Here is a 25,154-nt window from a genome sequence, read left to right on the forward strand (position 1 = left end):
GGTCGCCGACGGGTGCTCCCTCCCGGCGCTCGCCATTCGATCACCAGCGGCAGGCCGTCGAGGCGTCGGCAGATCTCCGCGCGCGCCTCGGGGCCGTCCGCCGGGTCGAAGCCGGCCCGCGCGGCCGCGCCGCGCTCCGCCAGCAGGCGCAGCGCGCCGTCCTGCGGCAGCGGCTCCACCCGCCGTACGCCCCAGTGGCTCTCGGCTGGTGGCGAGCACGGTGACCCCCGGGCAGCGGACCAGCAGCCGCTCCACCAGTTCCGCCGCCGCGGCGACCACGTGCTCGCAGTGGTCGAGGACCAGCAGGAGCCGGCGCGACGCGCAGTGCTCCACGAGCCGGGTGAGCGCGTCACGATCGCCCGGCTCCGCGACCGACGTCCCGCTCCACAGCTGCGTCTCCCTGCCGCCGAGTGCGGTGAGGACGGCGGAGGCGACGTCGGACTCCGTTCGTACGGAGGCGAGTTCGGCGACCCGTGCACCGTCCGGCCAGTGCGGAAAGGCCCGCTCGGCGGCCTCCAGGGCGAGCCGGGTCTTGCCGACACCGCCGGTTCCCACCGTCGAGGAGCCGGGCCGCCCGTGCCGGGTCCCCCGTCGCGAGCGCGCCGGACCCCTCGGCGGCCCGTCGTTCGAACACGTGGAGGTCGATGTCCTCGGGGCCGGCGGCGAGCCGGTACCCGCCGGTCGTGGCGGCGGCGGCCTCCCGCCCCAGCGTCCGGCGCAGGCGCCCGACCAGCGCCTGCAGCGCTCCGGTGGGATCCTGGGGCGGGCCGTTTTCCCAGATCCGGTCGATCAGCTCCCCCGCGCCGACGCCGCGGCCGCCCGCCGCCGCCGGCGCGGCCAGCAGGGCCCGGAGCCGGGCTCCGCTGAGCAGGGCCTCCTGGCCGTCGGCCCGGAGGGCGCGGCTCGGGCCGAGAACGCGGTAGCGCGGGATCACCGGCCCATTCTGCCCCGGGCCGGAAATTCTCCGGCACGCCGCGTGTCGCCGCCATGGCGTCGGAGGGGTGCCGGTTCGACAATGGGGGGGATGACCGACGACGACCGGCGCACGCGCAGTGGTGAGATCGGGCCCACCGAGCGGCTCGCCATGAATCGGACCGGCAGCTTCGACTGGGACCTCGACGCGGGCACGATCGACGTCGACGAGGCCGGGCTGCTGGTCTTCGGGCTGGACCGGCGCACGTTCGACGGGCGCCCCGACTCGCTCGTCCGGCGCCTCGGCCCCCTGGAGCGGGCCCGGCTCGACGCGGTCGTGCGCCGCGCGATCACCAGTGGCGAGACCTCGTACTCCGCACAGTTCCGCACCGAGGACGACGACGGTTCACCCCAGTGGACGCATGTGCAGGCACGGATTCTGCGCTCGCCGGACGGCTGGGCGCACCGGATCGTCGGGGTCGTCCGGGACACCACCGCCGAGGTCACGCACTCCGCGTTCGTGCTGGAGCTGGAGAAGCGCCGCGAGGTGCAGACCAACATCGTGGAGCGGACCACGCACGCGCTGTCGCGCGCGGTGACGGTCGACGACGTGACGGCCGCGCTGACGGGCCCCAGCGGGCTCGCCCGGCTCGGCGTCGACGGGCTCGCGCTCGGCCTGGTGGAGAACGGCTCGCTGAACCTCATCGCGCTGAGCGGGGAGTCGCTGGACGTCCTGAACGACTTCCGTTCGCGCCGGCTGGAGCGGGGGCTGCCGTTGGCCGAGGCGGTGCTGAGCGGGCGGCCGCGGTTCGTGCCCACGGTCTCCACGCTCGGACGGGACTACCCGGAGCTGGCTCCGTACGTCGAGCGGCTGAAGTTCGCGTCCGCCTGCTATCTGCCGCTCGTCGCGCAGGCCCGGTCGCTCGGCGGGATGGCGCTGTTCTACCGGCGCCGCTCGTCCTTCAACGCCGACGAGCGCAATCTGCTGCTCGGTCTCGCGGCGATCGTCGCCCAGTCCCTCCAGCGCGCGCTCCTCTTCGACGAGGAGCGCGAGCTGGCCACCGGCCTGCAGGAGACGATGCTCCCCCGTCGGATTCCGGTGATCTCCGGCGGTGAGATCGCCGTCCGCTACCACGCGGCGTGGAGCGGCCGGCGGGTCGGCGGCGACTGGTACGACGTGATCTCGCTGCCCCGCAGCCGGGTCGGCATCGTGGTGGGCGACGTCCAGGGCCACGACACCCATGCCGCCGCCATCATGGGCCAGTTGAGGATCGCGCTCCGGGCGTACGCGGGTGAGGGCCATGCCCCCTCGACCGTACTGGCCCGGGCCTCGCGCTTCCTCGCCGAGCTCGACACGAACCGCTTCGCGACCTGCACCTACGCCCAGGTGGACCTGGGCACCGGAACGGTACGCGCGGTGCGCGCCGGGCATCTGGGGCCGATGATCCGCCACACGGACGGCCGGGTCGGGCAGCCCAAGCTCCGTGGCGGGCTTCCCCTCGGTCTGGCGACCGTGTTCGGGGACGAGGAGTTCCCGGAGACACGGCTGGACCTCGTGCCGGGCGAGACGCTGGTGCTGTACACGGACGGCCTGGTCGAGCAGCCGGGATCGGACATCGAAACCGGTTTGAACGCGCTGTCGGAGGCGGTGAGCAGCGGTCCCCCGCAGGCGGAGGCGCTCGCGGACCATCTGTCCGAGCAGCTGTGGGAGCGGTGGGGCGCGGGTGACGACGTGGCCCTGCTGGTGCTGCGGCGCAGCCCGGACCCGGGGACGCCGAGGGCGCCGCGCATCCACCTGTACGTCCACCAGGCGGATCCGCAGGGTCTGTCGGACGCGCGGGCGGCGGTGGGCCAGGCGCTGCGGGACTGGGGGATGCCCGAACTGGCCGACGACGCGGAACTGTTGACGGGCGAGCTGCTGGTGAACGTGCTGCTGCACACCGAGGGCGGGGCGGTGCTCACGCTGGAGGTGCTGCCCGAGCCGGTGCGGCGGGTGCGGCTCGCCGTGCAGGACCGGTCGAGCGCGTGGCCCCGCAGGCGCACACCGGGCGAGGCGGCGACCTCGGGGCGCGGTCTGCTGCTCCTCGACGCGCTGGCGTCGCGGTGGGGTGTGGAGCCGCGCGGCGAGGGCAAGGCGGTGTGGTGCGAGATCGGTCCGGCGCAGGTGCCGGCCGCGGCCGAAACACCTGGTCGAGGGTGAGGTGACCGCATGGATCCCGTGGCGGCGCTGGACCGGATCGCGTTCCTCCTGGAGCGCTCGCAGGCACCGACGTACCGGGTCAAGGCTTTCCGTACCGCGTCCGCGGCAATCGCGGCCCTGCCGGACGGCGAGGCGGAACGGCGGGCGGCGGCCGGCACCCTGGAGTCGGTCAAGGGCATCGGGCCGAAGACGGCGGCGGTGATCCGGGAGGCCCTGGAGGGCAGGGTGCCGGAGTATCTGGCACGCCTGGAGGCCGAGATCGACGTGCCGGCGGTCAGCGGCGGCGAGACGTTGCGGGCGGCGTTGCGCGGCGACTGTCATCTGCACTCCGAGTGGTCGGACGGCGGCAGCCCGATCGCGGACATGGGTCGCACGGCGGCGGGGATCGGCCATGAATGGGCGGTCCTGACCGACCACTCGCCGAGCCTGAAGGTCGCCCGCGGGCTGTCGCCGGACCGGCTGCGCGAGCAACTGGACGTGGTGGCACGGCTGAACGAGGAGTGGGCGCCGTTCCGGCTGCTGACCGGGATCGAGTGCGACATCCTGGAGGACGGTTCGCTGGACCAGGAGCCGGAGCTGCTCGACCGCCTCGACGTGGTGGTCGGTTCGGTGCACTCGAAGCTGCGGATGGACGCGCCGGCGATGACCCGGAGGATGGAGAAGGCGGTACGCAATCCCCTGATGGACATCCTCGGGCACTGTACGGGGCGGCTGGTGAGCGGGGGACGGCTGCGGCCGGAGTCGACGTTCGACGCGGACCGGGTCTTCGCGGCGTGTGCCGAGTCGGGGACGGCGGTGGAGATCAACAGCCGTCCGGAGCGGCTCGATCCGCCGCGGCGGCTCCTGCGGCGGGCGGTGGAGGCCGGGGTGTGGTTCGCGGTGGACACGGACGCGCACGCGCCGGGGCAGTTGGAGTGGCAGATCTTCGGCTGTGCGCGGGCGGAGGAGTGCGGGGTGCCGGCGGAGCGGGTGATCAACACATGGTCGGCGGAGAAGTTGCTGCGGTGGACGCGGGATGGCTAGGACGTGTCCGGCCGATCATGTGACTACTGGGTGTCAGACAAGGGTGCGGCCATCCTTGCTCGGTCACCAGCAGCCGAGGAGCTGTGCTTCGACCAGGGTGATAACGACCCGTTCGGCTTCGGTAGGCGCCTTGTCCGGTGTGGGCGGTCACAACTCGTCGTCCTCGTCATCTTCGTCCTCGTCGTCGTCTTTGAGGTATGCGGGGTCGAGGACGTCGACCAGGCGCTCATCGATCGGCATACCAGAGGAGTCTTCGTCTTCCAGGATCCGGCACAGGATGTTCAGCGGGTAGAACCCCTCATCCGGCCCGGCATCCGGGAAGGCGACACTGGGGGTGTCGAGGGCCGGGGTGTCCGCTGGGTCGAACAGCGGCGGATAGCCGCCCTCGTCCAACGGCTCCGGCGTGTATCGCCACACCATCCCGTGGGTGCGGCACATCATCTCGCCGACGTACCACACGGCGCCCTGCACGAACGGGGTCCGGCGCTGCTCTGTGAGCTGATCCAGGCCGCTGGCGGTCTCGCGGATCAGGGTGTCGAGGACGTCGAGGGAGGCCGGGGTGAAGTCGAACAGCGCGGCGCCCCCGGCCTGGTCGGCCCAGGACGGGAAGGTGTTCTGGCGTTCCAGCAGCCACGCCATCAGCTCGGGGTGACGGGTGGGGTGTTCGGTGGGGTTCACGTCGTCGCTCATGGGACATCACGGTAGCGGGCCGTGCTGACACAGGCCCAACGGGCCGTACTCTTCACTGAGTTGACACACGCCCCGTGAAGGAACCTGTTGCATCTGGCGTGCCGTCAGTGGCTAGGCTGGCCGGCGAACGGGTGGCAAGCCACGGGGGCCCTTACGCCGCCCGGTTCCTTCTCTGTCCCATGAGCCCCCACCCAGGGACATGTACGTGAGAAAATCCATGACCACCCGCATACGGCGGCGCCTGACTTCGTGTCTCGCGGTCGCCGCGGCGGCGGGGATGATGCTGGTCGGTCTCCCGGGCGCCGCGCAGGCTGCGCCCGGTGACTACGCCAAGGTCAGCTCCGGCGGCAGGTGCGACACCATGCACCTGAAGAAGGCGTTCCCCCGCACCCCGAACAACTCCGGCGCTCCGACCGGGCAGCACCACTGGACCCGGTCCGGCCCGGACGAGGAATACTACTTCAACCTCTTCTACAAGGGCTTCGAGAACGTCCCCACCCCCACCCAAGCCGACCTGAACGCGGCCGGGTACAGCCGGGCGGACATCGACAAGTGGGACAAGGCGTACGCCGCGTCGAAAAACCCCGAGGACATGAAGCGCGCGATCTGGGCGCGCTACAACCGCTACAAGCGGGACACGAAGGGAACCCCGAAGCCGTTCGCCAAGTGGGTGCCCCAGCACCTGATCGGCGGTCAGCACGTCCGCGAGAAGGGCGGTGTCTTCGAGCGGAAGACCGTCCAGGACTACAACCTCATCGGGCCCGACTGGCTGTGTGAGGTGAAGGTCGAGATCTTCGACAAGAACGGCAACAAGATCGCCTCCCGCCGCTACGACGCGTGGAACCAGCGGACCGGCGACCTGGGCGAGTTCAAGTCCAACGGCAAGCGCATCAAGGGCCAGTTCGCCAACGACAAGATCATCCTTCGCCACAAGGACGCGAAGTACGACTTCACGAAGTCGAAGTTCACCATGTTCACCGGCGAGAAGCCCAACAACGTCACCACCCGCGAGTACAAGGCGGAGAACGCCAAGCTCCGCGGCGAACGTGGCACCGGGAACAACCCGATCCGGATCGCCGAACGCCGCGCGACCGCCAAGGGCGTGTATCCCCAGACGAAGTACACGAAGACGTACATGCCGTTCTCCCCCAAGCCGAACATCGGCACGCAGGGGCCGATCAACTCGCTCGCCTACGGCTCGGGGAAGAACCCCGCGCAGGCCCGGCAGCTCCAGAACCAGTACAACCAGATCGACACCCGGGGCGCGCTCGGCCGCGGCCCCGGTGGCGTCGACTTCTCCACCCTGGAACTTCAGTACGTCGGCAACCCCGTCAAGGGGAAGGGCCTGGACTACTCCATGAAGGCCGACTTCGTGGACGACGAGGACACCAACCCGGGCTGGGGTGGTCAGGCGAAGCTCGAACTGGCCTCCGACGCCCTGTTCACGTGGCTGGCCCTCACACCGGACCGCATGTGGGTGAACCTCAACCCGGACCAGCCCGAGACGATCATGGACAAGGGCTTTGGTGAGACCGACACCGGTCGTGTCCTCCTCGAAGCCGACATGGAGATGAAGCGGGACTTCTCCCGCGCCATGGACCCCAAGAAGTCCCCCGGACGCGAGTTCATGAACGCCGCCCCCAAGGTCAACGGCGTCCCCTGCTGGGGGTCGGGCCGTAACTGGATCGTCCCCGGCCCGGCGAAGGTCCGCGAGCAGGACGGCGGCATCTACATCCTGGACGCGCCGCTGAAGGTCAACCACGCGGCGATGGAGTTCAGCACCCCGCCGAACGGCGAGCGCTGCGACACAAAGCTGACCAAGGCGGAGAAGGACTACAGCCACCGCCTGATCACGCGTCTCCTCGTCCCGCACGTGCAGAAGCAGATCAACACCGAGGCGAAGTACGCCGACCTGCGGCGCGTCTACAAGTCCCGCGTGGCCGCCGAGTGGATCCGCCTCCAGGACGCCAAGACGCCCACCGACTTCCGGCCGATCATCAACAGCAATGATCTGAAGCGGTGGCCCCTGCGGGCCCCCCACGCGGACTGGGACAAGCGGACCGTGTGGAAGGAGATGGTGAAGTCCTTCACCAAGGGTGACTTCACCTACGAATGGCCCCTCGCAGACGGACGGATCTACACCTTCTTCGTCGGCGGCGTCGACTTCTCCAAGGCTCCCAAGCGGAACATCACCCCCGTAGAGTTCCAGACCCAGCACCGCACCCTCCCCAAGGAGACGAAGGACTCCGTCCGCGCGGAGACGTCCGCCCGGAACGCCGACATCGCGTTCCTCGGCGGGAACGGGTCGGCCAAGACCGACGACGGCAGGCCCGACCCCACCCCCACGCCGACACCGACCGACCCCGGGAAGCCCGACCCGACCGACAAGCCCACCCCCACGCCGAGCAATCCCGACCCGACGGACCCGACGTCGCCGCCCGCCACCAGCGGGCCCGGCACGAAGGACCCTGACGGCGACCTCGCCGACACCGGATCCGACACGCCCATCGGCCTCATCGGCGGCATCGCCGCCGCCCTGGCCGCCGCGGGCAGCGCACTCGTCTGGTGGCGCCGCCGCCAGACCCGCACCGAGCACTGACCCGGCGCACTGACGTGTAGGACCAGCAGAGGGCCCCTTCCCGCGGGAAGGGGCCCTCTCGCATGTCCCGGCCGCCTCGGCGGGTCGAGTCGAAATCGACCGCAGTCCTTTCGATCGAAACGCTTACGTTCGCTTCGGTCAGCAGCCCTCCACGTCTGCACCACGAGACCATGCCGAGGTGGCTGTGGCGCAGCACGATCATCGCTCTCGTGCTTGGCGTCGCCATGGTCCTTACCGGCATCTTCATCAGAGGTGTGACCGGCAACGTTTGCCGGGGTGGGCGGTCACACCGCGTTGGGTAGCGGTTCACCGCCCCGGCGGATGCCTTTCTCACTGCGGATGCGGGCGCGTTCGCGTCGTTGGGCGGCCAGGACGTCAGGGTGGCGGGCATTGGCGTTGGGCCAGCGCAGGTAGGCGTGCAGTGCCCGGGTCTGGACGGTGCGGTTGGGGTGGTTCGAGTTGGCCAGGGTGAGCTGCCGCAGTGGCCCGGAGTGAGCCTCGATGGGGTTGGCCCAGGACGCGTAGGTCGGGGTGAAGCACAGCTCGACCTTGTTCCGCGCTGCCCGGGGGATCTCCAGAAGGAGCCGCCCGGTGGGGTCTTTGCCGAACCAGCCGATCACGGACTCGGACGTTCCCGGGGCGGGCTGACCACCAAGATTCATCTTGCGGTGGAGCAGGACAGAAGCCTCTGTCGATCGTGATCACAGCCGGGCAGCGTGGTGACTCGCCGCAGTTCGAGCCGGTTCTGGAGGCGATTCGGGTGCCTCGGCTGGGGCTTGGGCGACCACGCAAACGTCCGGACCGGGTCCGCGCGGACAAGGCATACGACTCCCGCAGTAACCGCTCCTACCTGCGACGACGCGGGATCAAGGCCACGATTCCCATCGCTGCAGATCGTGCCAGCAACCGGGCCAAGCTCGGCTCCCGCGGCGGCAGGCCGCCGAACTTTCGACAAGACCGACTACCGCGAACGCCACGCTGTCGAGTGCGGAATCAACCGCCTCAAAAGGCGACGGGCAGTGGCGACCAGATACGACAAACTCGCCGTCCGCTACGAAGCCACGGTGCTGGTCGCAGTTCTCAACGAGTGGCTATGAGCCTCAGGCTCAGTCGCCCAAAACGGGTGTCTCACCGCGCGACGCGTCGCTGTCCATGACCACGTTCGCCGGCAAGTGTCTCACCGCGAGAGCGGCGGCTTCCGCCGGCGTCGCGGCCTCGCCAAGGAGGTCGGCGTAGCCGGATGAGTAGACCTTGTATGGCGGTCCGCCGTACAGAATGAAGGGGAGGTCGTCGTGGCCTGGTTCAAGCCACGGCGGCGCGCTGCGCAGGAAGTGCAGTGTGCCGTGAGTCGGGAAGGGATAGAGACCGCGCAAGCGCGGCTCAGCATGCGCGGCCTCAACGACGACAGGCAGGGAGTCATGCATGGCTCCCCGCGTGCCCGGCCTGCGTTCCAAGAGCCAGCACCAGGCTGTCGCGACATCGGGGGCTTCAGACATGGCCCCTATCTTCGACGCCCCAAGGTCAGCACACAACCGACTCAGCTTCTCGGCGAGCGGTCAAAAGCTGCGACTTTCCCAACAGGCCCTAGGAGCAGTCCTCTCGATCTTCGCTGTGGGAGGATGCCGTCCATGATTGATATTCGAAGGGGCCGTGCCGCGTAGAACGCCAGCTTCACTTCGGCCGCGGGAACGTGGCTGGAGGAGCCCCTGGGCGCGTTATCGCGATGTCCCTGGCCTGTCGGGGGCGGCGAATGCGGCCGTCCGCATGCTCGAGCGGGGCAGCCTGGCGCCGGGCATTGTGTCTGTCGCGCTGAGCGTATGGTCGGTCCGCGTCCATGGCACCGAACGCCGGTGGAGGTGGTGGGAGGCCCAGTTCACCTGCCCGTGCTGCGGCGAGGGTTGGGCCCGAGACAAACTGCAAGAGGCTCTGTCCATGCTGCCGCCGAGGGCCGCCGCCGAACTGCGGGTGAAGGTCGAGCGCCTGGACGAGGTGCTACTCAAACGAACGCTCCACGAGCCCACGACAGATCCAGAGTTGGCATGGTGGCATCGCAGGTGCTGACCGTGCCGATGCCGTCCAGTGGATCGTTGGTCCTCGGTATGACGGGTCGGGGGGATCTGACAGAGGCGGAGTGCCGACGCCTGGAGCCGTTCCTGCCAGCGGGATCGACTAGGGCATCTCAGTCGACTCACCTCGATCCGTTCCCACCACGGGGTGGCGATGGCACACCAGATCGGGGTCCCGTGGGCGAGGCCACGCGCCCGTCTGGTGGAGGTGGTGCAGGAGGCGAGGCGCCCACAGCAGCCGCCGGACCCGCCGGTACCTGCGGCGACGCGGCATCCGCCACCTCAAGCTCAAGAACGACGACAAACGCGCCTACGCCTACCTGGATACCGTCACCGCCACAGCGATCATCATCTGGCTCCGGCCATGATCGGCCGGACAGAACCTAGCGACGCGGGCCCCAGAGGCACGCACGGCCACCAGGAAGTGGTCAGGCGCGGCGCTGCCAGACGGTGGTCGCGTTGCAGAACTCGCGGATGCCGTGACCGGAGAGCTCCCGGCCGTAGCCGGAGCGCTTCACGCCGCCGAAGGGGAGCGCCGGGTGGGAGGCCGTCATGCCGTTGACGAAGACGCCGCCGGCCTCCAGGTCCCGTACGAAGAAGTCGATGTCCTCGTCGCTTCGGGTCCAGACGTTCGAACTGAGGCCGAAGGGGGAGTCGTTGGCGACGGCCACCGCCTCCTCGATGTCCGACACCGGGTACAGGGTGGCGACCGGGCCGAAGGTCTCCTCCAGGTGGATGCGCATCCGGGGGGTGATACCGGTGAGGACGGTCGCCTTGTAGAACCAGCCGCGGGACCGGTTCTCCGGGCGTGCTCCGCCGCACAGGACGGTAGCGCCCTTCTGTACGGCGTCGTCGACCAGTTCCTCGAGGTCGGTGCGGCCCCGCTCGGTGGCGAGCGGGCCGATGTCGGTCGATTCGTCGAGGGGGTCGCCGACCGTCAGGGCGTTCATGGCGGCGGTGAAGCGTTCGGCGAAGTCGTCGTAGACATCGGTGTGGACGATGAACCGCTTGGCCGCGATGCAGGACTGGCCGTTGTTCTGGACACGTGCGGTGACGGCGGTCTTGACGGCGCGCGGGAGGTCGGCGGAGGGCATCACGATGTACGGGTCGCTGCCGCCGAGCTCCAGGACCGTCTTCTTGACCTCGTCGCCCGCGATGGCGGCGACCGAGCGCCCGGCGGGCTCGCTGCCGGTCAATGTGGCGGCGGCGATCCGGCGGTCGCGCAGGACGGCCTCGACCGCTCCGGAGCCGATGAGGAGGGTCTGGAAGCAGCCTCCGGGGAATCCGGCGCGGCGGAAGAGATCGCCGAGGTAGAGGGCGGTCTGGGGGACGTTGGAGGCGTGCTTGAGGAGCCCGGTGTTGCCGGCCATGAGGGCGGGCGCGGCGAACCGGACGACCTGCCAGAGCGGGAAGTTCCAGGGCATGACGGCGAGGACCGGGCCGAGGGGACGGTAGTGGACGCGAGCGGTGTCGGCCCCGGAGTCGTGGACGTCGGCCTCGGCGGGGTGCTCGTCGGCGAGCAGGGCCTCGGCGTTGTCGGCGTACCAGCGCATGGCCTTCGCGCACTTGGCCGCCTCGGCGCGGGCGGCCACGATCGGCTTGCCCATCTCGGTGGTCATCGTGCGGGCGATGTCCTCGGCGTCCTCGTCGAGAAGGTCGGCGGCACGCCGCATGAGGCGGGCGCGTTCGGCGAAAGAGGTGGTGCGGTACTGCCGGAAGGTCTCGTGGGCGGCGGCGATCCGCCGCTCGACCTCGTCGTGCCCGTGGGCGTCGTAGGTACGCAGCGTCTCACCGGTCGTGGGGTTCACGGTGGCGATACCCATGTCGTCTCCTCCTGCCCGTCCGCCCCACAGGAACCCTCCCGCGCGCCGTCGCGCACCGCAATCGGGGAGGGGGCGCCGGGGTGACGACGCCTCCGGGCGGCCGGAGGACCGGCCCGCGACGGGCGGGGCGGGCCGGGCGGGGGCGGCCCCGGGGCCGTATCGGCGGCCTGTTCCGCGGCAGGGTCAGGACTTCTCCGTGCCCGACACCCACCGCAGCGCGCCCGAGAGGTGTGCCCGGAAGGTCTCGTCGCCGTACGCCTCCGCCGCGTGGCCCAGTGCCGTGAAGAAGACGCGGCCGCGGTCGGCCTCGCGGCACCAGACCAGGGGATGGTCCGCGCCCAGCGTGCCGCCCCGGTAGGTCGACTCGTCCGCGCGGGCCAGGACCCGTACCCCGGTCCCCCGGGGGTTCGACGTGAAGTTGTACCACTCGTCCGTCCAGGACCACCGGCCCGGCAGCGGGGCCGTTCCGGGGTGGTCATGGGTGTCCACGCGCACCACACCCGGCTGGATCTCGGGGTGGCCGTCGAAGCGGGTGCCGAGGAGTTCGCCGTAGAAGGGCCAGTCCGGTTCGGCGTTGGCCGCCGCGTGGATCGCGAGGAGACCCCCGCCGCCACGGACGTACGCCTCGAATGCCTCCCGTCCGGACGGCGTCAGGACCGTGCCGGTCGTCGACAGGAGGACCACCGCCACGCACCGCCCCAGCCGCTCCTCCGTGAACACGGCCGGGTCCTCGGTCGCCTGGGCCGTGAACCCCGCCTTGGTCGCCAGCTCCGCGAGCGCCGCCGCGCCGGCCGGAATCGAGTCGTGGCGGTAGCCCGCGGTGCGGGTGTAGATCAGGACGTCCGTGTTCGGCACGAGGTCAGCTCCCTGGGGCAAGCACGCCGGTGAGCGCCGGTAAGCGCTTTCCGTCCGACGGTAGTCAGCGAGGTCCCGGCCCCGCAAGGCCGTTCCCCCGAGGGAGCTCCGTGCGATCCATTGGCGCATCGGATACGCCTCTGTATCTTTTGGCGGGCACCGCGTCACGCCGCGTAAGGAGCATCGATGAAAACACTCCCGCCCGCCCTGGCCGCCGCAGTCGGTCCCCTGCCCGAAGGGGTCACCCTCCCCCTGCCGCCCACCTTCGACACCGTCGAGGAGGAACGCCGGTACCGCAAGGAGCAACTCGCCGCCGGTTTCCGGCTCTTCGGCAGGTTCGGGTTCTCCGAGGGGGTCGCCGGGCACATCACCGTCCGGGACCCGGAGAACCCGGAGGCCTTCTGGGTCAACCCGTTCGGGATGAGCTTCAGCCAGATCAAGGCGTCCGATCTGATCCTCGTGGACCAGGACGGCACCCTGCTCTCCGGGAACCGTCCCGTGAACCGCGCCGCGTTCGTCATCCACTCCCGCGTGCACGCGGCCCGCCCCGACGCGGTCGCCGCCGCGCATGCGCACTCGCTGCACGGCAAGGCGTTCTCCAGCCTCGGCATCCCGCTGGATCCGATCACCCAGGACGCCTGCGCCTTCTTCGAGGACCACGGGATCTACGACGACTACCGGGGTGTGGTCAACGAGCTGGACGAGGGCGAACGGGTCGCGAAGGCGCTCGGGGACCACAAGGCGGTCATTCTCAAGAACCACGGGCTGCTCACGGTCGGGCACTCGGTGGCGGAGGCCGTCTGGTGGTTCATCACCATGGAACGCTCCTGCCAGGCGCAGCTGTTGGCGATGGCGGCGGGAACGCCACAGCTCATCGACCGCGAGACGGCGCTGATCACGCGGGGGCAGGTCGGTACCCACCTCGCGGGCTGGTTCCAGGCCCGCCCGCTGTGGGATCAGATCACGGCGTCGGACCCGGACCTGTTCGACTGACCGACGTCTCCGTCTGCGGCCCGATCCCCGGCGTCGACGCCGAGGTCCACCGGCCCGACCTCACACGTCGTCGCGAGGTCCACCCGCCCGTCCTCATCCACGGCGGAGGGCCCGATCACCCGCGTCGACGCTGCCAACAGCGGGGCCAGGAACTCCCGTTCGAGGCTGCCCGGGGGAAGCTCCGCCGGTTCGACATAGCTCTGCGCGAGTCCGCCCTCGCGCAGGGCGATCAGCAGCCGGGCGAACCGGTCAGCGTCCACGGTCAGTTCCCGGCCGGCCCGGCGCAGCACCGCCGTCAGCCCGCGGGCGATCTCGGCCCGCAGGCGGGCGTCGTGCCGGGCGAGCACCCACGCCGCCTGCGGGTCCCGGATGGCGTGCAGGGTGAACTCGGTGGTGACGAGGAACCAGTCCCGCTCGTCCGGATCGACCCGGGAGGCGAGTTCGGCCAGCCGCTTCAGGGTGTACTCCTCGGCGGGCAGGGCGTCGATCGCCTCCGCCAGCCGGCGCACGGTCCGCTCGCTGTGCTCGTCGAAGAGTGCGAGGAACAGCTCTTCCTTGCTGGCGAAGTTCGAGTAGTAGGCGCCACGGGTGTAGCCGGCCCGCTCACAGATCTGCTCGATCGAGGTCGCGTGGAAGCCGTGCTCGGCGAATGTCTCCAGAGCGGCCTTCAGCAGGGCGGCCCGGGTCCGGGGCCGGCGCTTGGTGACGCCTTTCGGCACGGGTGGGCCCTCCTTCGTCGCGATCGGGGCGCCCACGATACCGGCGCCTCGCGCAGGCACGGATCGGCCCCGGAAGATAAGATTCACGCATGGGAGAGCGGCCCGTCGCACCCGCCGCACCCGAGCTCGTCCTCGAGATCGACGGGGACGCGACACTGATGAGTCCGAGCCGGGTCTATCGCATCGGGCGCGACCCCACCAGCGACATCGTGCTATCGGACGATCGGACGTCCTGGCACCACGCGGTCCTGCGCGCCGTCGGCGGGCACTGGACGCTGGAGGACGAGGGGAGCACCAACGGCACCTTCGCGGACAGCCGCCGCGTCGCTTCCCGCGAGGTCGGCCCGGGTACGGTCATACGCTTCGGGCATCCCGGGGACGGCCCGCGCGCGGTCCTCTCGGGGCGCGATTCGGCTCCCGTGGCGGGGCGCAATTCGGCTCCCGCGGCGGGGCGCGCGCCGGCGCCCGCGTCACGGCCCGAACCGGCCCCCGCGCGGGAGCCCGGCTCCTCGGGCCCGGCGCCACCGCCCGTACCGACCCCCGAGCCGCCGACTCCCGTGCCTCCTCCCCTCCCGGCCCCGGAGCCACCGGCCCCCGCGCCGCCGCGGACTCCGCCCAGGCCTTCGGCCGTCTCCCATCCGGCCGCCACGGGCACCTTCCGGCAACCCACCTCCGTACGACCCCTCCCCACCCGCACCGTGCGCATCGGCCGGGGGCCCGACAACGATCTGGTCGTCGACGACCTCGTGGTCTCACGGCGCCACGCCGAACTGCGGGCGCAGCCGGACGGCACGTACTGGATCCACGACCTCGGCAGCCACAACGGCACCTTCCTCAACGGCCGTCCCGTGGTCGACTCCCGCGTGACCCCCGACGACATCGTCGGCATCGGTCACTCCGCGTTCTGCCTCATCGGCGGACAGCTCGTCGAGTTCACCGACACCGGTGAGGTCTCCCTCGACGTACAGGATCTGGCGGTCACCGTCGACCACGGCCGCAAGACCCTCCTCGACGACGTGTCCTTCCCCGTCGGGCAGAAGTGCCTCCTTGCCGTCGTCGGGCCGTCCGGCGCCGGCAAGTCCACCCTGCTCGGCGCGCTCACGGGCCAGCGCCCCGCCGACCGCGGCACCGTGTTCTACGACGGGCGGGACCTCTACCGCGACTACGCGGAGCTGCGCCAGCGCATCGGGCTTGTCCCGCAGGACGACATCCTGCACCACCAGCTCACCGTACGGCGGGCCCTCGGGTACGCCGCCGAGCTGCGCTTCCCCGAGGACACCGCGACGGCCGAGCGCCGGGCCCGGGTCGACGAGGTCATCGGCGAACTCGGTCTGGGCGAGCGGGTGGACCAGCCCGTCCACAGTCTCTCCGGCGGTCAGCGCAAGCGGGTCAGCGTGGCCCTGGAGCTGCTCACCAAGCCGTCGCTGCTCTTCCTCGACGAGCCGACCTCCGGCCTCGACCCGGGCATGGACCGCTCGGTGATGCACATGCTGCGCGACCTCGCCGACGACGGCCGTACGGTCATCGTCGTCACGCACAGCGTGCTGAGCCTGGACGTCTGCGACCGGCTGCTGGTGCTCGCGCCGGGCGGGCGGGTGGCCTACTACGGGCCACCGGGCGACGCACTGGAGTTCTTCGGGTTCGCGCAGTGGCCGGAGGCGTTCGAGGCCTTCGAGAACGAGCGCGACCGCGACTGGGCGGAGCAGTACCGCTCCTCCCCCTCCCACCGCCGGTACATCGCCGACGCGATGGACCGGCCGGGCCCGGCCCGCTCCGGAGCGGCACCGGAACCCGGGCCGCCGCCCAAGGCGCAGAGCTGGGGCTCCCAGCTCCGTACGCTCGTGCGCCGCTACTCCGCCGCCCTGGCCGCCGACCGGACGTTCCTCGCCATCATGATCGCCCTGCCGTTCGTGATGGGCGCGATGGCCCGGGCCCTGTCGGAGGGCAGCCTCAACCCCGAGTCGACGCTGAACGTGCTGCTCATCCTCTGTGTCGGCGGTGTCCTGACGGGGGCCGCGAACGCGGTGCGCGAGCTGGTCAAGGAGCGCACGATCTACCGGCGGGAGAGAGCCGTCGGCCTGTCGCGCTCCGCGTATCTGATGTCGAAGGTCGTGGTGCTCGGTCTGATCACGATCGTCCAGGCGGTCGTCCTGACCCTGGTGGCGCTGATCGGGGTGCCGCTGAACGTGCCGGACGGCAAGGGTGTGCTCCTGCCGCCCCTCGTGGAGCTCACGCTCGCGGTGGCCCTGCTCGCCTTCACGGCGATGATGCTCGGGCTGTTCGTCTCCGCCCTGGTCCGCAAGGAGGAGGTGACCATGCCGCTGCTGGTCCTCCTCGCCATCGTCCAGGTGGTGTTCTGCGGGGCGCTGCTCACGGTGCACGGGTCGCCGGTCCTCGAACAGCTGGCGTGGCTGGTGCCGTCGCGGTGGGCGTTCGCGGCGATGGGCGCCACCATCGACATCGGGAGGACCGCACCGAGCGAGAAGACGGCGGATCCGCTTCTGGACCACACCCTGGGCGCATGGCTGTTCGACATGGGGATGCTGGTCGTGCTCTGTCTCGTCCTCGGCTTCGTCGTCGCGCGGCTGCTGCGCCGGCACGAGCCGGTGATCATGCGCAAGTGAGCCGAGCGAACGAGCGGAGCAAGGAGCAGAGAGGCAGGCGGTTCATGGGTTTCCCGGTCACTCCCCCCGTACCGGACTACGTGCCGGACTTCCGGCCGACGCACGTCGTGCCGCGCGACGGGATGCCCGCGTGGGAGGCTCCCGATCCGGGCCTGCCCACCGTGCCGCTCGACGCGTTCCTGCCCGTGGAGCTCGTGCAGCGGCTCGGCGACTGGGGACAGGTCCTCTGCTCGAACGGCTGGTCCGCCTGGGTCGACGCGCGGCTGCTCGTCTCCGTGCCCGTCGACCCGCCGGAGGCCCGTCAGCCGCTCGCCAGGACCGCCGACCCGCGGCCGCTGATCGCCCGGGCGGAGGAGTCGCTCGGCCGCTTCCGGCGGGCCGCGGAGGAGTTGGCGGCGGGCCGCACGGACCGGGACACGTTCCGGCGGCGCACGTTCGGGCTGCGCGTCGGGATGGTGGTCGACGGCGAGTCGCTGTGGCTGTACGACGGGGAGCACGAGCGCTGGGTGTACTGCGACGGGACCGGGCTCAGTGCGTACGCGGTCTCCGCCGGGCCCTCGGCGGCGGCCGCCGTCCCGGCGGGCGAGGGGGTCGGCACCGGGCACGAGCCGACGCGGGTGGTGTCGCGGCTCGACGCGGACGTATCGGGCCCGGCGGGCCCGGCGGGCGCGGAGGGCGCGGAGGGCGAGAAGGGCGAGGAGAGTGGACGGCCGAACGAACCGGCCGGACCGCCGCCCACCCGGGTCGTGGACGTGACGAACCTGCCGGGTGAGGGCTGATGGCCGGCGCCTCCCGGCACACGGATCTCCCCGTCGGCCGGGAGTCGGGGCTCATCGGCAAGCAGATCGCGAGCTACGTGGTGGATGCCGAGATCGGGCGCGGCGGGATGGCGGTCGTGTACCGGGCGCGCGATCTGCGCCTCGACCGGACGGTGGCGCTGAAGCTCCTGGCTCCCGAACTGGCCCGTAACGACACCTTCCGCAAGCGGTTCGCGCACGAGTCGCGGGTGGCGGCGGCGATCGACCATCCGCACATCGTGCCGGTCTTCGAGGCGGGCGAGACGGAGGGGGTGCTGTACATCGCGATGCGGTACGTCCCCGGGCAGGACCTGCGGGCGCTCCTGGACCGCGAGGGCGCGCTGCCGCCGGTGCAGGCGGGGCGGATCGCCATCCAGGTCGCGTCCGCCCTGGACGCGGCGCACGCGCACGACCTGGTGCACCGGGACGTGAAGCCGGGCAACATCCTGGTCGCCGAGGGGACGGACCGCGACCATCCGGAGCATGTGTACCTCACGGACTTCGGGCTCACGAAGAAGTCGTTGTCGCTGACCGGTCTGACGACGGTGGGGCAGTTCGTGGGCACGCTGGACTACGTGGCGCCGGAGCAGATCTCGGGGAAGCCGGTGGACGGCCGGTGCGATGTGTACAGCCTGGCGTGCGTGGTCTACGAGACGCTGGCCGGGGTGCCGCCGTTCCGTCGTGACGACGACATGGCCCTGCTCTGGGCGCATCAGTACGATCCGCCGCCACCGCTCTCCTCGGAGCGGCCGGAACTGCCGGAGGCCGGGGACGAGGTGCTGGCGAAGGCGCTGGCCAAGGCGCCGGAGGAGCGGTACGGGACGTGCCTGGAGTTCGTCACGGCGCTGCGAGCGGCGCTGGAGCGGGGCGCGGACGGTCCGGGCGTCCGGAGCGGACGGGTCGGACCGGAGCCGCCGTCCGCTCCGCCCGCGCCGCCGGCATGGGCACGGCCGGTGTTCCGGGAGCCGCCGTCCTGACGCGAGGTCCGGCCGGACCCGGCGGGTACGGCGGTACGGCGCGGCAGGTACGGCGGTACGGCGCCGGGCTCAGCGGGCGGCGCCGGGCTCAGCGGGCACGTCGGTACGGCCCGGACTCAGCGGGTACGTCGGTACGGCCCGGACTCAGCGGACACGTCGGTACGGCCCAGGCTCAGCGGGTACGGGAGTCTGCCTCGCCGGTGCCTGCCCCGCCGCTGCCCGCTTCGTCTGTGCCGACCTCGCCGCGGCGGTGGACACGGGTGGCGAGCAGGCCGCCGAGGAAGCCCGCGACGAGGCCCCAGAGGAGGGCGAGGCCGGCCGTCTTCCACACCTGGGGCCGCAGCAGGACCTCGCCGCCCAGGGATTCGAGCTCCCCGATGCCGAGGATGGACAGCCCGAACCGCGCTTCGACGAGCGTGACGGGGGCGACGACCAGCACGGTCAGCGCGAAGGCGATCCCCAGATGGAGCGCGTGCTGCCAGAGGCGTGTCCGGGCGGGCGAGCGGACGGCCGAGAGGAAGGCCACGGCCAGCACCAGGACGGCGGCCACGGGCAGCAGCCACCAGGCCCGGGAGTCGTACGAGGCGAGGGAGGACAGGTCCACGGTGGACAGGCCGGCCGTGTCCGTGCGCAGGACCGAGTCGAGGATCTGGGGCATGGGCAGCCCGAACGGCCCTTCGACCGTGCCCTCCCAGGAACCTCCGATGCCGACGCCGAGGGCGAGCCAGCTGACGTTGGGCAGGCCGAGCAGGATCACGGCGAAGGTGTCGGCCGCATGACCCTTGGTGGCCGCCACGACGATCCCGATGGCCAGGCCGAGCACGACGTACACGAGCAGCAGGAGCAGCATCGCGAAGGCCGGCGGCCGTACGGCTTCCTGGTACCGCACGAGCCGGGGCGGCAGGGGGGTTCGGCGGGAGACCAGCAGGGCCATGAGGAGGACGCCGAGGATCCACAGGAGGCCGAAGCCGAGGGTCGCTCCGACGTCGGTGCGGAAGCCGACGGTCGGGTTCGCCGCATCGAGCAGTTCGCCGAAGAGGTCGGACATCGGGTCCTGGCTCTGGCCGCCGCCGATCGAGACGGGGAAGTCGTGCCGGGCGAGGGCGGAGAGGCAGGCCAGGGCGGCCAGCCAGACGACGACGGTGCGACCGGCCCGGGCGAGGAGGTCACGGGTCCCGGCGACGGCGTGGTGGCGCAGTGGGCGCAGGAAGCAGATGCCGGTGACCAGTGCGCCCACGAGGGTGACGGTGAGCGGCATGGCGGTGAGTTCGGCGTTCGTACCGGCGAGCGCTCCGGCGTCGCCGGAGAGGTCGACGCGTCCGCCCGCGGCCATGACGACCACCGCGGCGACGACGCTCGCGAAGCCGCCGGGCAGGTCGGTGGCGCCCGCGGCCCAGAGGCCGAGCGCGGCGACGACCGCCATCGCGAGGAGACCGGCGACCACGGCGGCCAGGGCCTCGCCCCAGTGGCGGGCGAGTTGCCGGGCGCCGTGCGCCGGTCGGGAGGTGGTGGGCAGCTGTTGGCTCACGTGTCCACGCTAGTACCGGAGCATGCCGTCCGCTTGCGGGCTGGACGGGTTCGGCGCACACAATGGGCCCGGAACGGAAGAAAGGGAAAAACGTGACTTCCCACCCGCCGTCCGGCCGCCCCTCGGTTCCCCCCTCAGGTCCGCCTTCGGGTCCTCTCTCGGGCCCGGGCACGCGCCCCGGAGCAGCCGGCCCCCCGCCACCCCCCGATCGGCCGCACGACGGCTCGGGGGGCGGTTCGGGCGGCCCCGGCGGCCCCGGCGGCTCTGGAGGCGGAGGGGGAGGCGAAGGCGCCTCCGGTGGAGGCCGGAGCGGAGGTGATGGCGGGGGCGCGGGCGGTGGCCCCTGGTGGCGCTCCGTCCCGAAGGTCGCCTCGGTCACCGCCGTCCTGGTCGCCGCCGTCGCCCTGGTCTTCGTCCTCACCCGCCCCGACGGCAACGGCGGCGGAGGAGGTGCGGCCGGCGGAGAGGTGTTCCTGCAGAACGCCTCCGCCTCGGGACCCGACCCGTTCACCAAGTCCACGGCGACCGCGACCGATGCCTCGCAGTCACCCGCGCCCCTGCCCACCCCGACCGAGTCCGTGGACGCCAACACCACGCGCAGCGTGAACGGTTCCGCCGCGGGCCTGTACGGCGGTTCGAGGAACACGGCGAGCTGCAACGTCGAGCAGCAGATCCGCTTCCTCGCCGACGAGCCCGCCAAGAACGCGGCCTTCGCCTCGGTCCTCGGCATCACGGCCGAGGAGGTCCCGGACCGTCTGCGCTCCCTGACCCCGCTTCAGCTCCGGGTCGACACCCGGGTGACCAACCACGGATTCCGGGGCGGCTCCGCCACCTCGTACCAGGCGGTGCTGCAGGCCGGTACGGCCGTACTCGTCGACGACCGTGGCGTCCCTCGGGTGCGCTGTGCCTGCGGAAACCCGCTGACGCCGCCGGTCGCGCAGAAGGCTCCGAGGACGACGGGTACCGCCTGGTCCGGCTATCGGGCCAACCAGGTGGTCGTCGTGTCGCCCTCCACGACCGTGGTCAACATCTTCGTCGTCTACGACCCCAAGGACGACGGCTGGTTCGCGCGCGAGCCGGGCGACACGGGCAAGCAGGACAAGCCGACCAGTCCGCCGACGGCTCCTCCGTCGCCCTCCGTCTCGGACCTGGTGACCGATTCCCCGACGAGCCCGCCGCCCTCGCCGGTGCCCTGCGTGACGGTGACGGGAGGGGAGGCTCCGAAGCCCCGTGGCACCGTGACGCCGACACCGTGCCCCTCGGACTCCGCCTCCACGTCCTCACCCGCGCCGAAGTCACCCGATGCGCCGAGCCCTCAATCGGAGCCGGCGACGGGCGGAACGGACACGGGCGGGACGACGACGAACGGCACGACGGGCACCACGACCGACGGGACGACGGACGGGACGACCGACCGGTCGGCCTCGGTGGAGAGCCCGCAGACCTCCGTCGGCTCACCGCAGCCCGGACCGCAGGCCCAACCGGTCCTCTGACCCCGACCGCCCCCGACCCCGTACCGGCCGCTCCTGGTACGGGGTTTCGGCGTTGCCGACGCGCGCGCCGACGCTCATGCCGGTTCGCACGGCCGGGCAGGACGCGGCCGGGCCGCGGCCATCGGGGCACGCCCTCCGGTCTCCGCGCGGTGGGCCGCCACCTGGGCCACCACCACCGCTCCCAGCCGGCGGATCCAGGCGCCGATCGGCAGGGGCCGCGCCACCCGCTCCTCGGCCCTGAGCTGCCAGATTCTCTCGTCACGGTCGGTCAGTTGTCCGGACATCGGTCGTCTCCTCTCACGCATCGGCCATACGGCCACCGGGCCACTGAAGAGAGTCTGTAGGCTTATTGGCCTGGACAGCAGAGCCAATAAGGAGTGATTGGCATGGCAGAGGGTCGAGTGGTCCGCACTGTGGTCCACACCGCGGACCGCACCCTGACGGGCCGCCAGCTGGCGTCGCTGCTCACACGGCCGCCGGACGGCAGGTTCGGCTACCGGGAGCTGGCCCGGGCCATCCGGGAGACCCTCCTCGACGGCCGGGTCGCGCTGCGGCTGCGGCTGCCCGCCGAGCGGGAGCTCGCCACCGCGCTGATGGTGAGCCGTACGACCGTCACCGGCGCCTACGACCTGCTGCGGGAGAGCGGGTACGCGCACAGCCGCCGGGGCGCGGGCACCTGGACGGCGCTGCCGGACAGCCAGGCACCGATCACCCTGGCCACGTTCCACGGCCACTCCGACGTCGCGATCGACCTCGCGCTCGCCGCGCCGGAGGCCCCGGCCGACGCGCTCGCCGAGGCGCTCGCCGTGGCCTCGGCCGAACTGCCGCGGTACGCGCGGACGCAGGGCTACCACCCCTTCGGGCTGCCGGAACTGCGTGCCGCCATCGCCGACCGCTACACGCGGCGCGGACTGCCGACCCGACCCGAGCAGATCCTCGTCACGACCGGGGCCCAGCAGGCCGTGTCCCTCTCCCTGGCGCTGCTCGGCGGCCCCGGCGACCGGGCGCTCGCCGAGAACCCTTCGTACACCAACGCTTTGGACGCCATGCGGGGCCGGCGGCTGCGCATCACCCCCGTACCGGTCACGGAGTCCGGCTGGGACAGCGGGCTGATCGACGCGGCGCTGCGTCAGACGGCGCCCCGACTCGCGTATCTGATCCCCGACTTCCACAATCCGACCGGGCATCTGATGCCGGACGCGCAGCGCCGGGAGGTGGCACGCTCGGCGCACGCCACCGGCACCTGGCTCGTGGTCGACGAGACGCTCGCCGACATCGCCCTGGACGTACCGTCTCCGCGGCCGTTCGCGGCGGTCGCGGGGCCGGGTCACGGCGAGCAGATCATCAGCGTCGGGTCGCTCAGCAAGGGCTGCTGGGGTGGGCTGCGGGTCGGCTGGGCCCGGGCCTCGGCGCGGGTGATCACCGAGCTGGCGCGCGTCCGGATCACCGCCGATCTGGCGGGTTCCGTCCTCGACCAACTGCTCGCCGCCGAGCTGATCGACCGCCTGGACACCATCCTGCCGGGCCGCGCGGAGGAGCTGCGGCGGCGCCGGGAGGCGCTGGTGACGGCGCTGGCGCGCCATGTGCCGGAGTGGCACTGGACCCTGCCGTCCGGCGGGCTCTGCCTCTGGATCGACCTCGGCCGTCCGATCGCCTCGTCCCTGGCGGGGCGGGCGCTCCGCCACGGGGTACGGGTCGAGGGCGGTTCCCGGTTCGGTGTGGACCCGGGCACCCACGAGCACCGGCTGCGCATCCCCTTCACGCTTCCGACGGACGTGTACGACACGGCGGCGGAACGCCTGGCGGCGGCCCTGTCGGGTGCTCCGGCCCGGATCGCGGACCCGAACCTGCCGGATTGGGTGGCCTGAGGCGGCCGGGTGACGGGCCGGCGCGGGCGGGTGGCGGCCGGGTGATGGGCCGGCGCGGGCGGGTGGCGGGCCGGCGGTCCGCCCGGGGCGGCCCGGGGGAAATCCGGATGCCCGCACGTCGGGGTGCGTGTACGGTCCACCGAGTGGAACCTCTTACCGACCAACAGATCCGCTCGTCGTTCGTGAACTGCACGAAGGGCGAGGCAAGCAGGCTCAAGCTGCCGCTGGACTTCGCCGAACTCCCCTGGCAGGACCTCGACTTCCTCGGCTGGGTCGACCCGGGCGCGCCGCTGCGCGCCCACCTCGTCGTCCCCCGCGAGGACGGTCCGCTCGGCATCACCCTGCGGGTGCCCGCGACGAGCCGAACCAGCGCGGTCAAGTCCAGTCTCTGCCAGGTCTGCCTGACGGGGCACGCCTCCTCGGGCGTGACCCTGCTCGCGGCGCCGCTCGCCGGCAGCCGTGGACGCGAGGGGAACACGGTCGGCATCTACCTCTGCGCCGACCTCGCGTGTTCCCTCTACATCCGCGGCAAGCGCCAGCCCAAGCTGCGGGCCGGGCGCCAGGAGGAGTCCCTGGACGTCGACGGACGGATCCAGCGGATGACCGCCAACCTCGACGCCTTCCTGGCCAAAGTGACGGCCGGCTAGACGGCCGGTCCACCGCCTCGCCGCACCGGGCCCTCCGGTGCGGCGCGGGGGATCAGCGGAAGGCCTGCTCGCCCGTGAGCGCCTTGCCGATGACCAGGGAGTGGACCTCGCTCGTCCCCTCATAGGTGAGCACCGACTCCAGGTTGTTGGCGTGGCGCATCACCGGGTACTCCAGGGTGATGCCGTTCGCGCCCAGGATCGTGCGGCACTCACGGGCGACGGCGATGGCCTCGCGTACGTTGTTCAGCTTGCCGACACTGACCTGCTCGGGCGTGAGGGTCCCCGCGTCCTTGAGGCGGCCGAGGTGGAGGGCGAGCAGCATGCCCTTGCCCAGCTCGAGGGACATGTCGGCGAGCTTCGCCTGCGTCAGCTGGTAGGAGGCGAGGGACCGTTCGAAGACGATGCGGTCACCGGCGTACGAGATCGCCGCCTCCAGGCAGTCGCGGGCGGCGCCGAGGGCGCCGAAGACGATGCCGAAGCGGGCCTCGTTGAGACATCCGAGCGGGCCGGACAGACCGCGCGCCGCGGGGAGCATCGCGTCCGCCGGGAGTCGTACGTCCTCCAGGACCAGCTCGCTGGTCACACTCGCCCGCAGCGACAGCTTCTGCTTGATCTCGGGGGCGCTGAAGCCGGGGGTGCCGGCGGGCACCAGGAAGCCGCGGACCCCTTCGTCGGTCCGGGCCCAGACGACCGCGACATCGGCGACCGAGCCGTTCGTGATCCACATCTTGGTGCCGTTGAGCACCCAGTCCGTCCCGTCCCGCTTGGCACGGGTGCGCATGGACCCGGGATCCGAACCGGCGTCCGGCTCGGTCAGCCCGAAGCAGCCGATGTACTCACCGGCCGCCATGCCGGGCAGCCACTGCTGCTTCTGCTCCTCCGAGCCGTACTTCCAGATCGCGTACATGGCGAGCGAGCCCTGGACGGAGACCAGGCTGCGCAGACCCGAGTCGACCGCCTCCAGTTCCAGGCAGGCCAGACCGTACGCGACGGCGTTGGTGCCCGCGCAGCCGTAACCCTCCAGATGCATGCCGAGCACGCCGATGCCGCCCAGCTGCCGCGCGAGCTCGCGGGCGGGGATGGCGCCCTGCTCGAACCAGCCGGCCACGTGGGGGCGCAGCTCGCGGTCCGCCATGGCGCGGACGGTCCGGCGGATCTCCCGCTCCTCGTCCGTCAGAAGCCCGTCGATAGCGAACAGATCGAAGGGGTGGACGGGGGACGACTTCGACGCGTTCGACGACTGCGGCGACTGCGGCGACTGCTTCACGGACGGCCTCCAGGCTGGTGCGGCTACTCGGCGTGCCGAGCGTAGCGCCAGATCGGATTTTGGATCCAGTATT

At 71.7% G+C, this 25,154-nt stretch carries 18 protein-coding genes and 3 pseudogenes; 11 read left to right on the forward strand and 10 right to left on the reverse strand.

Annotation, left to right across the window (positions count from 1 at the left end):
- Nucleotides 1–26 precede the first annotated feature (26 nt).
- Nucleotides 27–961, reverse strand: a pseudogene (locus ACFYV5_RS09880) (AfsR family transcriptional regulator); the annotation flags it as partial.
- Nucleotides 962–1,024: 63 nt separating this feature from the next.
- On the opposite strand from ACFYV5_RS09880, the gene ACFYV5_RS09885 reads away from it, so the two are divergent.
- Nucleotides 1,025–3,112 carry a SpoIIE family protein phosphatase gene (locus tag ACFYV5_RS09885; protein ID WP_389166503.1) on the forward strand — a complete coding sequence of 696 codons (2,088 nt, stop codon included), beginning with the start codon at nt 1,025–1,027 and terminating at the stop codon, nt 3,110–3,112.
- A 9-nt stretch (nt 3,113–3,121) separates the two neighbouring features.
- Nucleotides 3,122–4,135 (forward strand): PHP domain-containing protein, encoded by a 1,014-nt coding sequence (locus ACFYV5_RS09890; RefSeq protein WP_389166506.1) that lies wholly within the window; start codon nt 3,122–3,124, stop codon nt 4,133–4,135.
- 147 nt (nt 4,136–4,282) lie between these two features.
- On the opposite strand, the gene ACFYV5_RS09895 is transcribed toward ACFYV5_RS09890, so the two are convergent.
- On the reverse strand, nt 4,283–4,825 hold the full coding sequence (locus tag ACFYV5_RS09895; protein ID WP_389166509.1) for a hypothetical protein: 543 nt from the start codon (nt 4,823–4,825) through the stop codon (nt 4,283–4,285).
- A 217-nt stretch (nt 4,826–5,042) separates the two neighbouring features.
- Here ACFYV5_RS09895 and ACFYV5_RS09900 point away from each other — a divergent pair, with 217 nt between their 5' ends.
- Nucleotides 5,043–7,424, forward strand: a complete 2,382-nt coding sequence (locus ACFYV5_RS09900) for a hypothetical protein (protein WP_389166512.1) — start codon at nt 5,043–5,045, stop codon at nt 7,422–7,424.
- 284 nt (nt 7,425–7,708) lie between these two features.
- On the opposite strand, the pseudogene ACFYV5_RS09905 reads toward ACFYV5_RS09900, so the two are convergent.
- Nucleotides 7,709–7,987: pseudogene (locus ACFYV5_RS09905) on the reverse strand (IS630 family transposase); the annotation flags it as partial.
- A 51-nt stretch (nt 7,988–8,038) separates the two neighbouring features.
- Between ACFYV5_RS09905 and ACFYV5_RS09910 the strand changes: the two are divergent.
- Nucleotides 8,039–8,521, forward strand: a pseudogene (locus ACFYV5_RS09910) (IS5 family transposase); the annotation flags it as partial.
- 9 nt (nt 8,522–8,530) lie between these two features.
- On the opposite strand, the gene ACFYV5_RS09915 reads toward ACFYV5_RS09910, so the two are convergent.
- The 3 genes from ACFYV5_RS09915 to ACFYV5_RS09925 form a co-directional block, all read right to left on the reverse strand.
- Complete coding sequence (locus tag ACFYV5_RS09915; RefSeq protein ID WP_389166514.1) at nt 8,531–8,920, reverse strand: DUF6193 family natural product biosynthesis protein; 390 nt, start codon at nt 8,918–8,920, stop codon at nt 8,531–8,533.
- A 998-nt stretch (nt 8,921–9,918) separates the two neighbouring features.
- Nucleotides 9,919–11,313: an NADP-dependent succinic semialdehyde dehydrogenase gene (locus ACFYV5_RS09920; protein WP_389166519.1), complete on the reverse strand. Its 1,395-nt coding sequence runs from the start codon at nt 11,311–11,313 to the stop codon at nt 9,919–9,921.
- 183 nt (nt 11,314–11,496) lie between these two features.
- On the reverse strand, nt 11,497–12,168 hold the full coding sequence (locus tag ACFYV5_RS09925) for a ThuA domain-containing protein (protein WP_389166522.1): 672 nt from the start codon (nt 12,166–12,168) through the stop codon (nt 11,497–11,499).
- Between the two features lie 186 nt (nt 12,169–12,354).
- On the opposite strand from ACFYV5_RS09925, the gene ACFYV5_RS09930 reads away from it, so the two are divergent.
- The gene (locus ACFYV5_RS09930) at nt 12,355–13,161 is read left to right on the forward strand and encodes a class II aldolase/adducin family protein (RefSeq protein ID WP_389166525.1); all 807 of its coding nucleotides are present in this window, start codon (nt 12,355–12,357) and stop codon (nt 13,159–13,161) included.
- Here ACFYV5_RS09930 and ACFYV5_RS09935 read toward each other — a convergent pair.
- Nucleotides 13,125–13,880, reverse strand: coding sequence for a TetR/AcrR family transcriptional regulator (locus ACFYV5_RS09935; protein ID WP_389166528.1), 756 nt, complete (start codon nt 13,878–13,880; stop codon nt 13,125–13,127). The two genes, ACFYV5_RS09930 and ACFYV5_RS09935, sit on opposite strands and share 37 nt — an antisense overlap.
- An 89-nt stretch (nt 13,881–13,969) precedes the next feature.
- On the opposite strand from ACFYV5_RS09935, the gene ACFYV5_RS09940 reads away from it, so the two are divergent.
- Genes ACFYV5_RS09940 through ACFYV5_RS09950 form a run of 3 tightly spaced genes read left to right on the forward strand, consistent with a single transcriptional unit; the run spans nt 13,970 to nt 18,278 of the window.
- Nucleotides 13,970–16,504, forward strand: coding sequence for an FHA domain-containing protein (locus tag ACFYV5_RS09940; RefSeq protein ID WP_389166531.1), 2,535 nt, complete (start codon nt 13,970–13,972; stop codon nt 16,502–16,504).
- Nucleotides 16,505–16,548: 44 nt separating this feature from the next.
- Nucleotides 16,549–17,283, forward strand: coding sequence for a hypothetical protein (locus tag ACFYV5_RS09945; RefSeq protein WP_389167792.1), 735 nt, complete (start codon nt 16,549–16,551; stop codon nt 17,281–17,283).
- A complete protein-coding gene (locus ACFYV5_RS09950; protein ID WP_389166534.1) occupies nt 17,283–18,278 on the forward strand; it encodes a serine/threonine-protein kinase in 996 nt (331 codons plus the stop codon). Before ACFYV5_RS09945 ends, ACFYV5_RS09950 begins: the two co-directional genes overlap by 1 nt.
- 172 nt (nt 18,279–18,450) lie before the next feature.
- On the opposite strand, the gene ACFYV5_RS09955 is transcribed toward ACFYV5_RS09950, so the two are convergent.
- Nucleotides 18,451–19,806 (reverse strand): streptophobe family protein, encoded by a 1,356-nt coding sequence (locus ACFYV5_RS09955; RefSeq protein ID WP_389166536.1) that lies wholly within the window; start codon nt 19,804–19,806, stop codon nt 18,451–18,453.
- Nucleotides 19,807–19,898: 92 nt separating this feature from the next.
- Here ACFYV5_RS09955 and ACFYV5_RS09960 point away from each other — a divergent pair, with 92 nt between their 5' ends.
- Nucleotides 19,899–21,299, forward strand: a complete 1,401-nt coding sequence (locus ACFYV5_RS09960; protein ID WP_389166539.1) for a DUF6777 domain-containing protein — start codon at nt 19,899–19,901, stop codon at nt 21,297–21,299.
- A 74-nt stretch (nt 21,300–21,373) separates the two neighbouring features.
- On the opposite strand, the gene ACFYV5_RS09965 is transcribed toward ACFYV5_RS09960, so the two are convergent.
- Complete coding sequence (locus tag ACFYV5_RS09965) at nt 21,374–21,583, reverse strand: hypothetical protein (protein WP_389166541.1); 210 nt, start codon at nt 21,581–21,583, stop codon at nt 21,374–21,376.
- Nucleotides 21,584–21,685: 102 nt separating this feature from the next.
- Between ACFYV5_RS09965 and ACFYV5_RS09970 the strand changes: the two genes are divergently transcribed.
- Nucleotides 21,686–23,167: a PLP-dependent aminotransferase family protein gene (locus ACFYV5_RS09970; RefSeq protein ID WP_355112629.1), complete on the forward strand. Its 1,482-nt coding sequence runs from the start codon at nt 21,686–21,688 to the stop codon at nt 23,165–23,167.
- A gap of 107 nt (nt 23,168–23,274) precedes the next feature.
- Entirely contained in the window at nt 23,275–23,814 is a 540-nt protein-coding gene (locus ACFYV5_RS09975) for an FBP domain-containing protein (RefSeq protein ID WP_389166543.1), read from the forward strand.
- 52 nt (nt 23,815–23,866) lie between these two features.
- On the opposite strand, the gene ACFYV5_RS09980 is transcribed toward ACFYV5_RS09975, so the two are convergent.
- The gene (locus ACFYV5_RS09980; RefSeq protein WP_389166545.1) at nt 23,867–25,081 is read right to left on the reverse strand and encodes an acyl-CoA dehydrogenase family protein; all 1,215 of its coding nucleotides are present in this window, start codon (nt 25,079–25,081) and stop codon (nt 23,867–23,869) included.
- Nucleotides 25,082–25,154: the final 73 nt, after the last annotated feature.

The organism is Streptomyces sp. NPDC003035, assembly GCF_042888285.1.
Classification (GTDB): domain Bacteria; phylum Actinomycetota; class Actinomycetes; order Streptomycetales; family Streptomycetaceae; genus Streptomyces.

What these genes read in the sequence shown, in the direction of transcription:
- ACFYV5_RS09885 (WP_389166503.1), top strand. Translation starts at nt 1,025, where the DNA reads ATGACCGACGACGACCGGCGCACGCGCAGTGGTGAGATCGGGCCCACC.
- ACFYV5_RS09890 (WP_389166506.1), top strand. Translation starts at nt 3,122, where the DNA reads ATGGATCCCGTGGCGGCGCTGGACCGGATCGCGTTCCTCCTGGAGCGC.
- ACFYV5_RS09895 (WP_389166509.1), bottom strand. Translation starts at nt 4,825, where the DNA reads ATGAGCGACGACGTGAACCCCACCGAACACCCCACCCGTCACCCCGAG.
- ACFYV5_RS09900 (WP_389166512.1), top strand. Translation starts at nt 5,043, where the DNA reads ATGACCACCCGCATACGGCGGCGCCTGACTTCGTGTCTCGCGGTCGCC.
- ACFYV5_RS09915 (WP_389166514.1), bottom strand. Translation starts at nt 8,920, where the DNA reads ATGTCTGAAGCCCCCGATGTCGCGACAGCCTGGTGCTGGCTCTTGGAA.
- ACFYV5_RS09920 (WP_389166519.1), bottom strand. Translation starts at nt 11,313, where the DNA reads ATGGGTATCGCCACCGTGAACCCCACGACCGGTGAGACGCTGCGTACC.
- ACFYV5_RS09930 (WP_389166525.1), top strand. Translation starts at nt 12,355, where the DNA reads ATGAAAACACTCCCGCCCGCCCTGGCCGCCGCAGTCGGTCCCCTGCCC.
- ACFYV5_RS09940 (WP_389166531.1), top strand. Translation starts at nt 13,970, where the DNA reads ATGGGAGAGCGGCCCGTCGCACCCGCCGCACCCGAGCTCGTCCTCGAG.
- ACFYV5_RS09945 (WP_389167792.1), top strand. Translation starts at nt 16,549, where the DNA reads ATGGGTTTCCCGGTCACTCCCCCCGTACCGGACTACGTGCCGGACTTC.
- ACFYV5_RS09950 (WP_389166534.1), top strand. Translation starts at nt 17,283, where the DNA reads ATGGCCGGCGCCTCCCGGCACACGGATCTCCCCGTCGGCCGGGAGTCG.
- ACFYV5_RS09965 (WP_389166541.1), bottom strand. Translation starts at nt 21,583, where the DNA reads ATGTCCGGACAACTGACCGACCGTGACGAGAGAATCTGGCAGCTCAGG.
- ACFYV5_RS09970 (WP_355112629.1), top strand. Translation starts at nt 21,686, where the DNA reads ATGGCAGAGGGTCGAGTGGTCCGCACTGTGGTCCACACCGCGGACCGC.
- ACFYV5_RS09975 (WP_389166543.1), top strand. Translation starts at nt 23,275, where the DNA reads ATGCCCGCACGTCGGGGTGCGTGTACGGTCCACCGAGTGGAACCTCTT.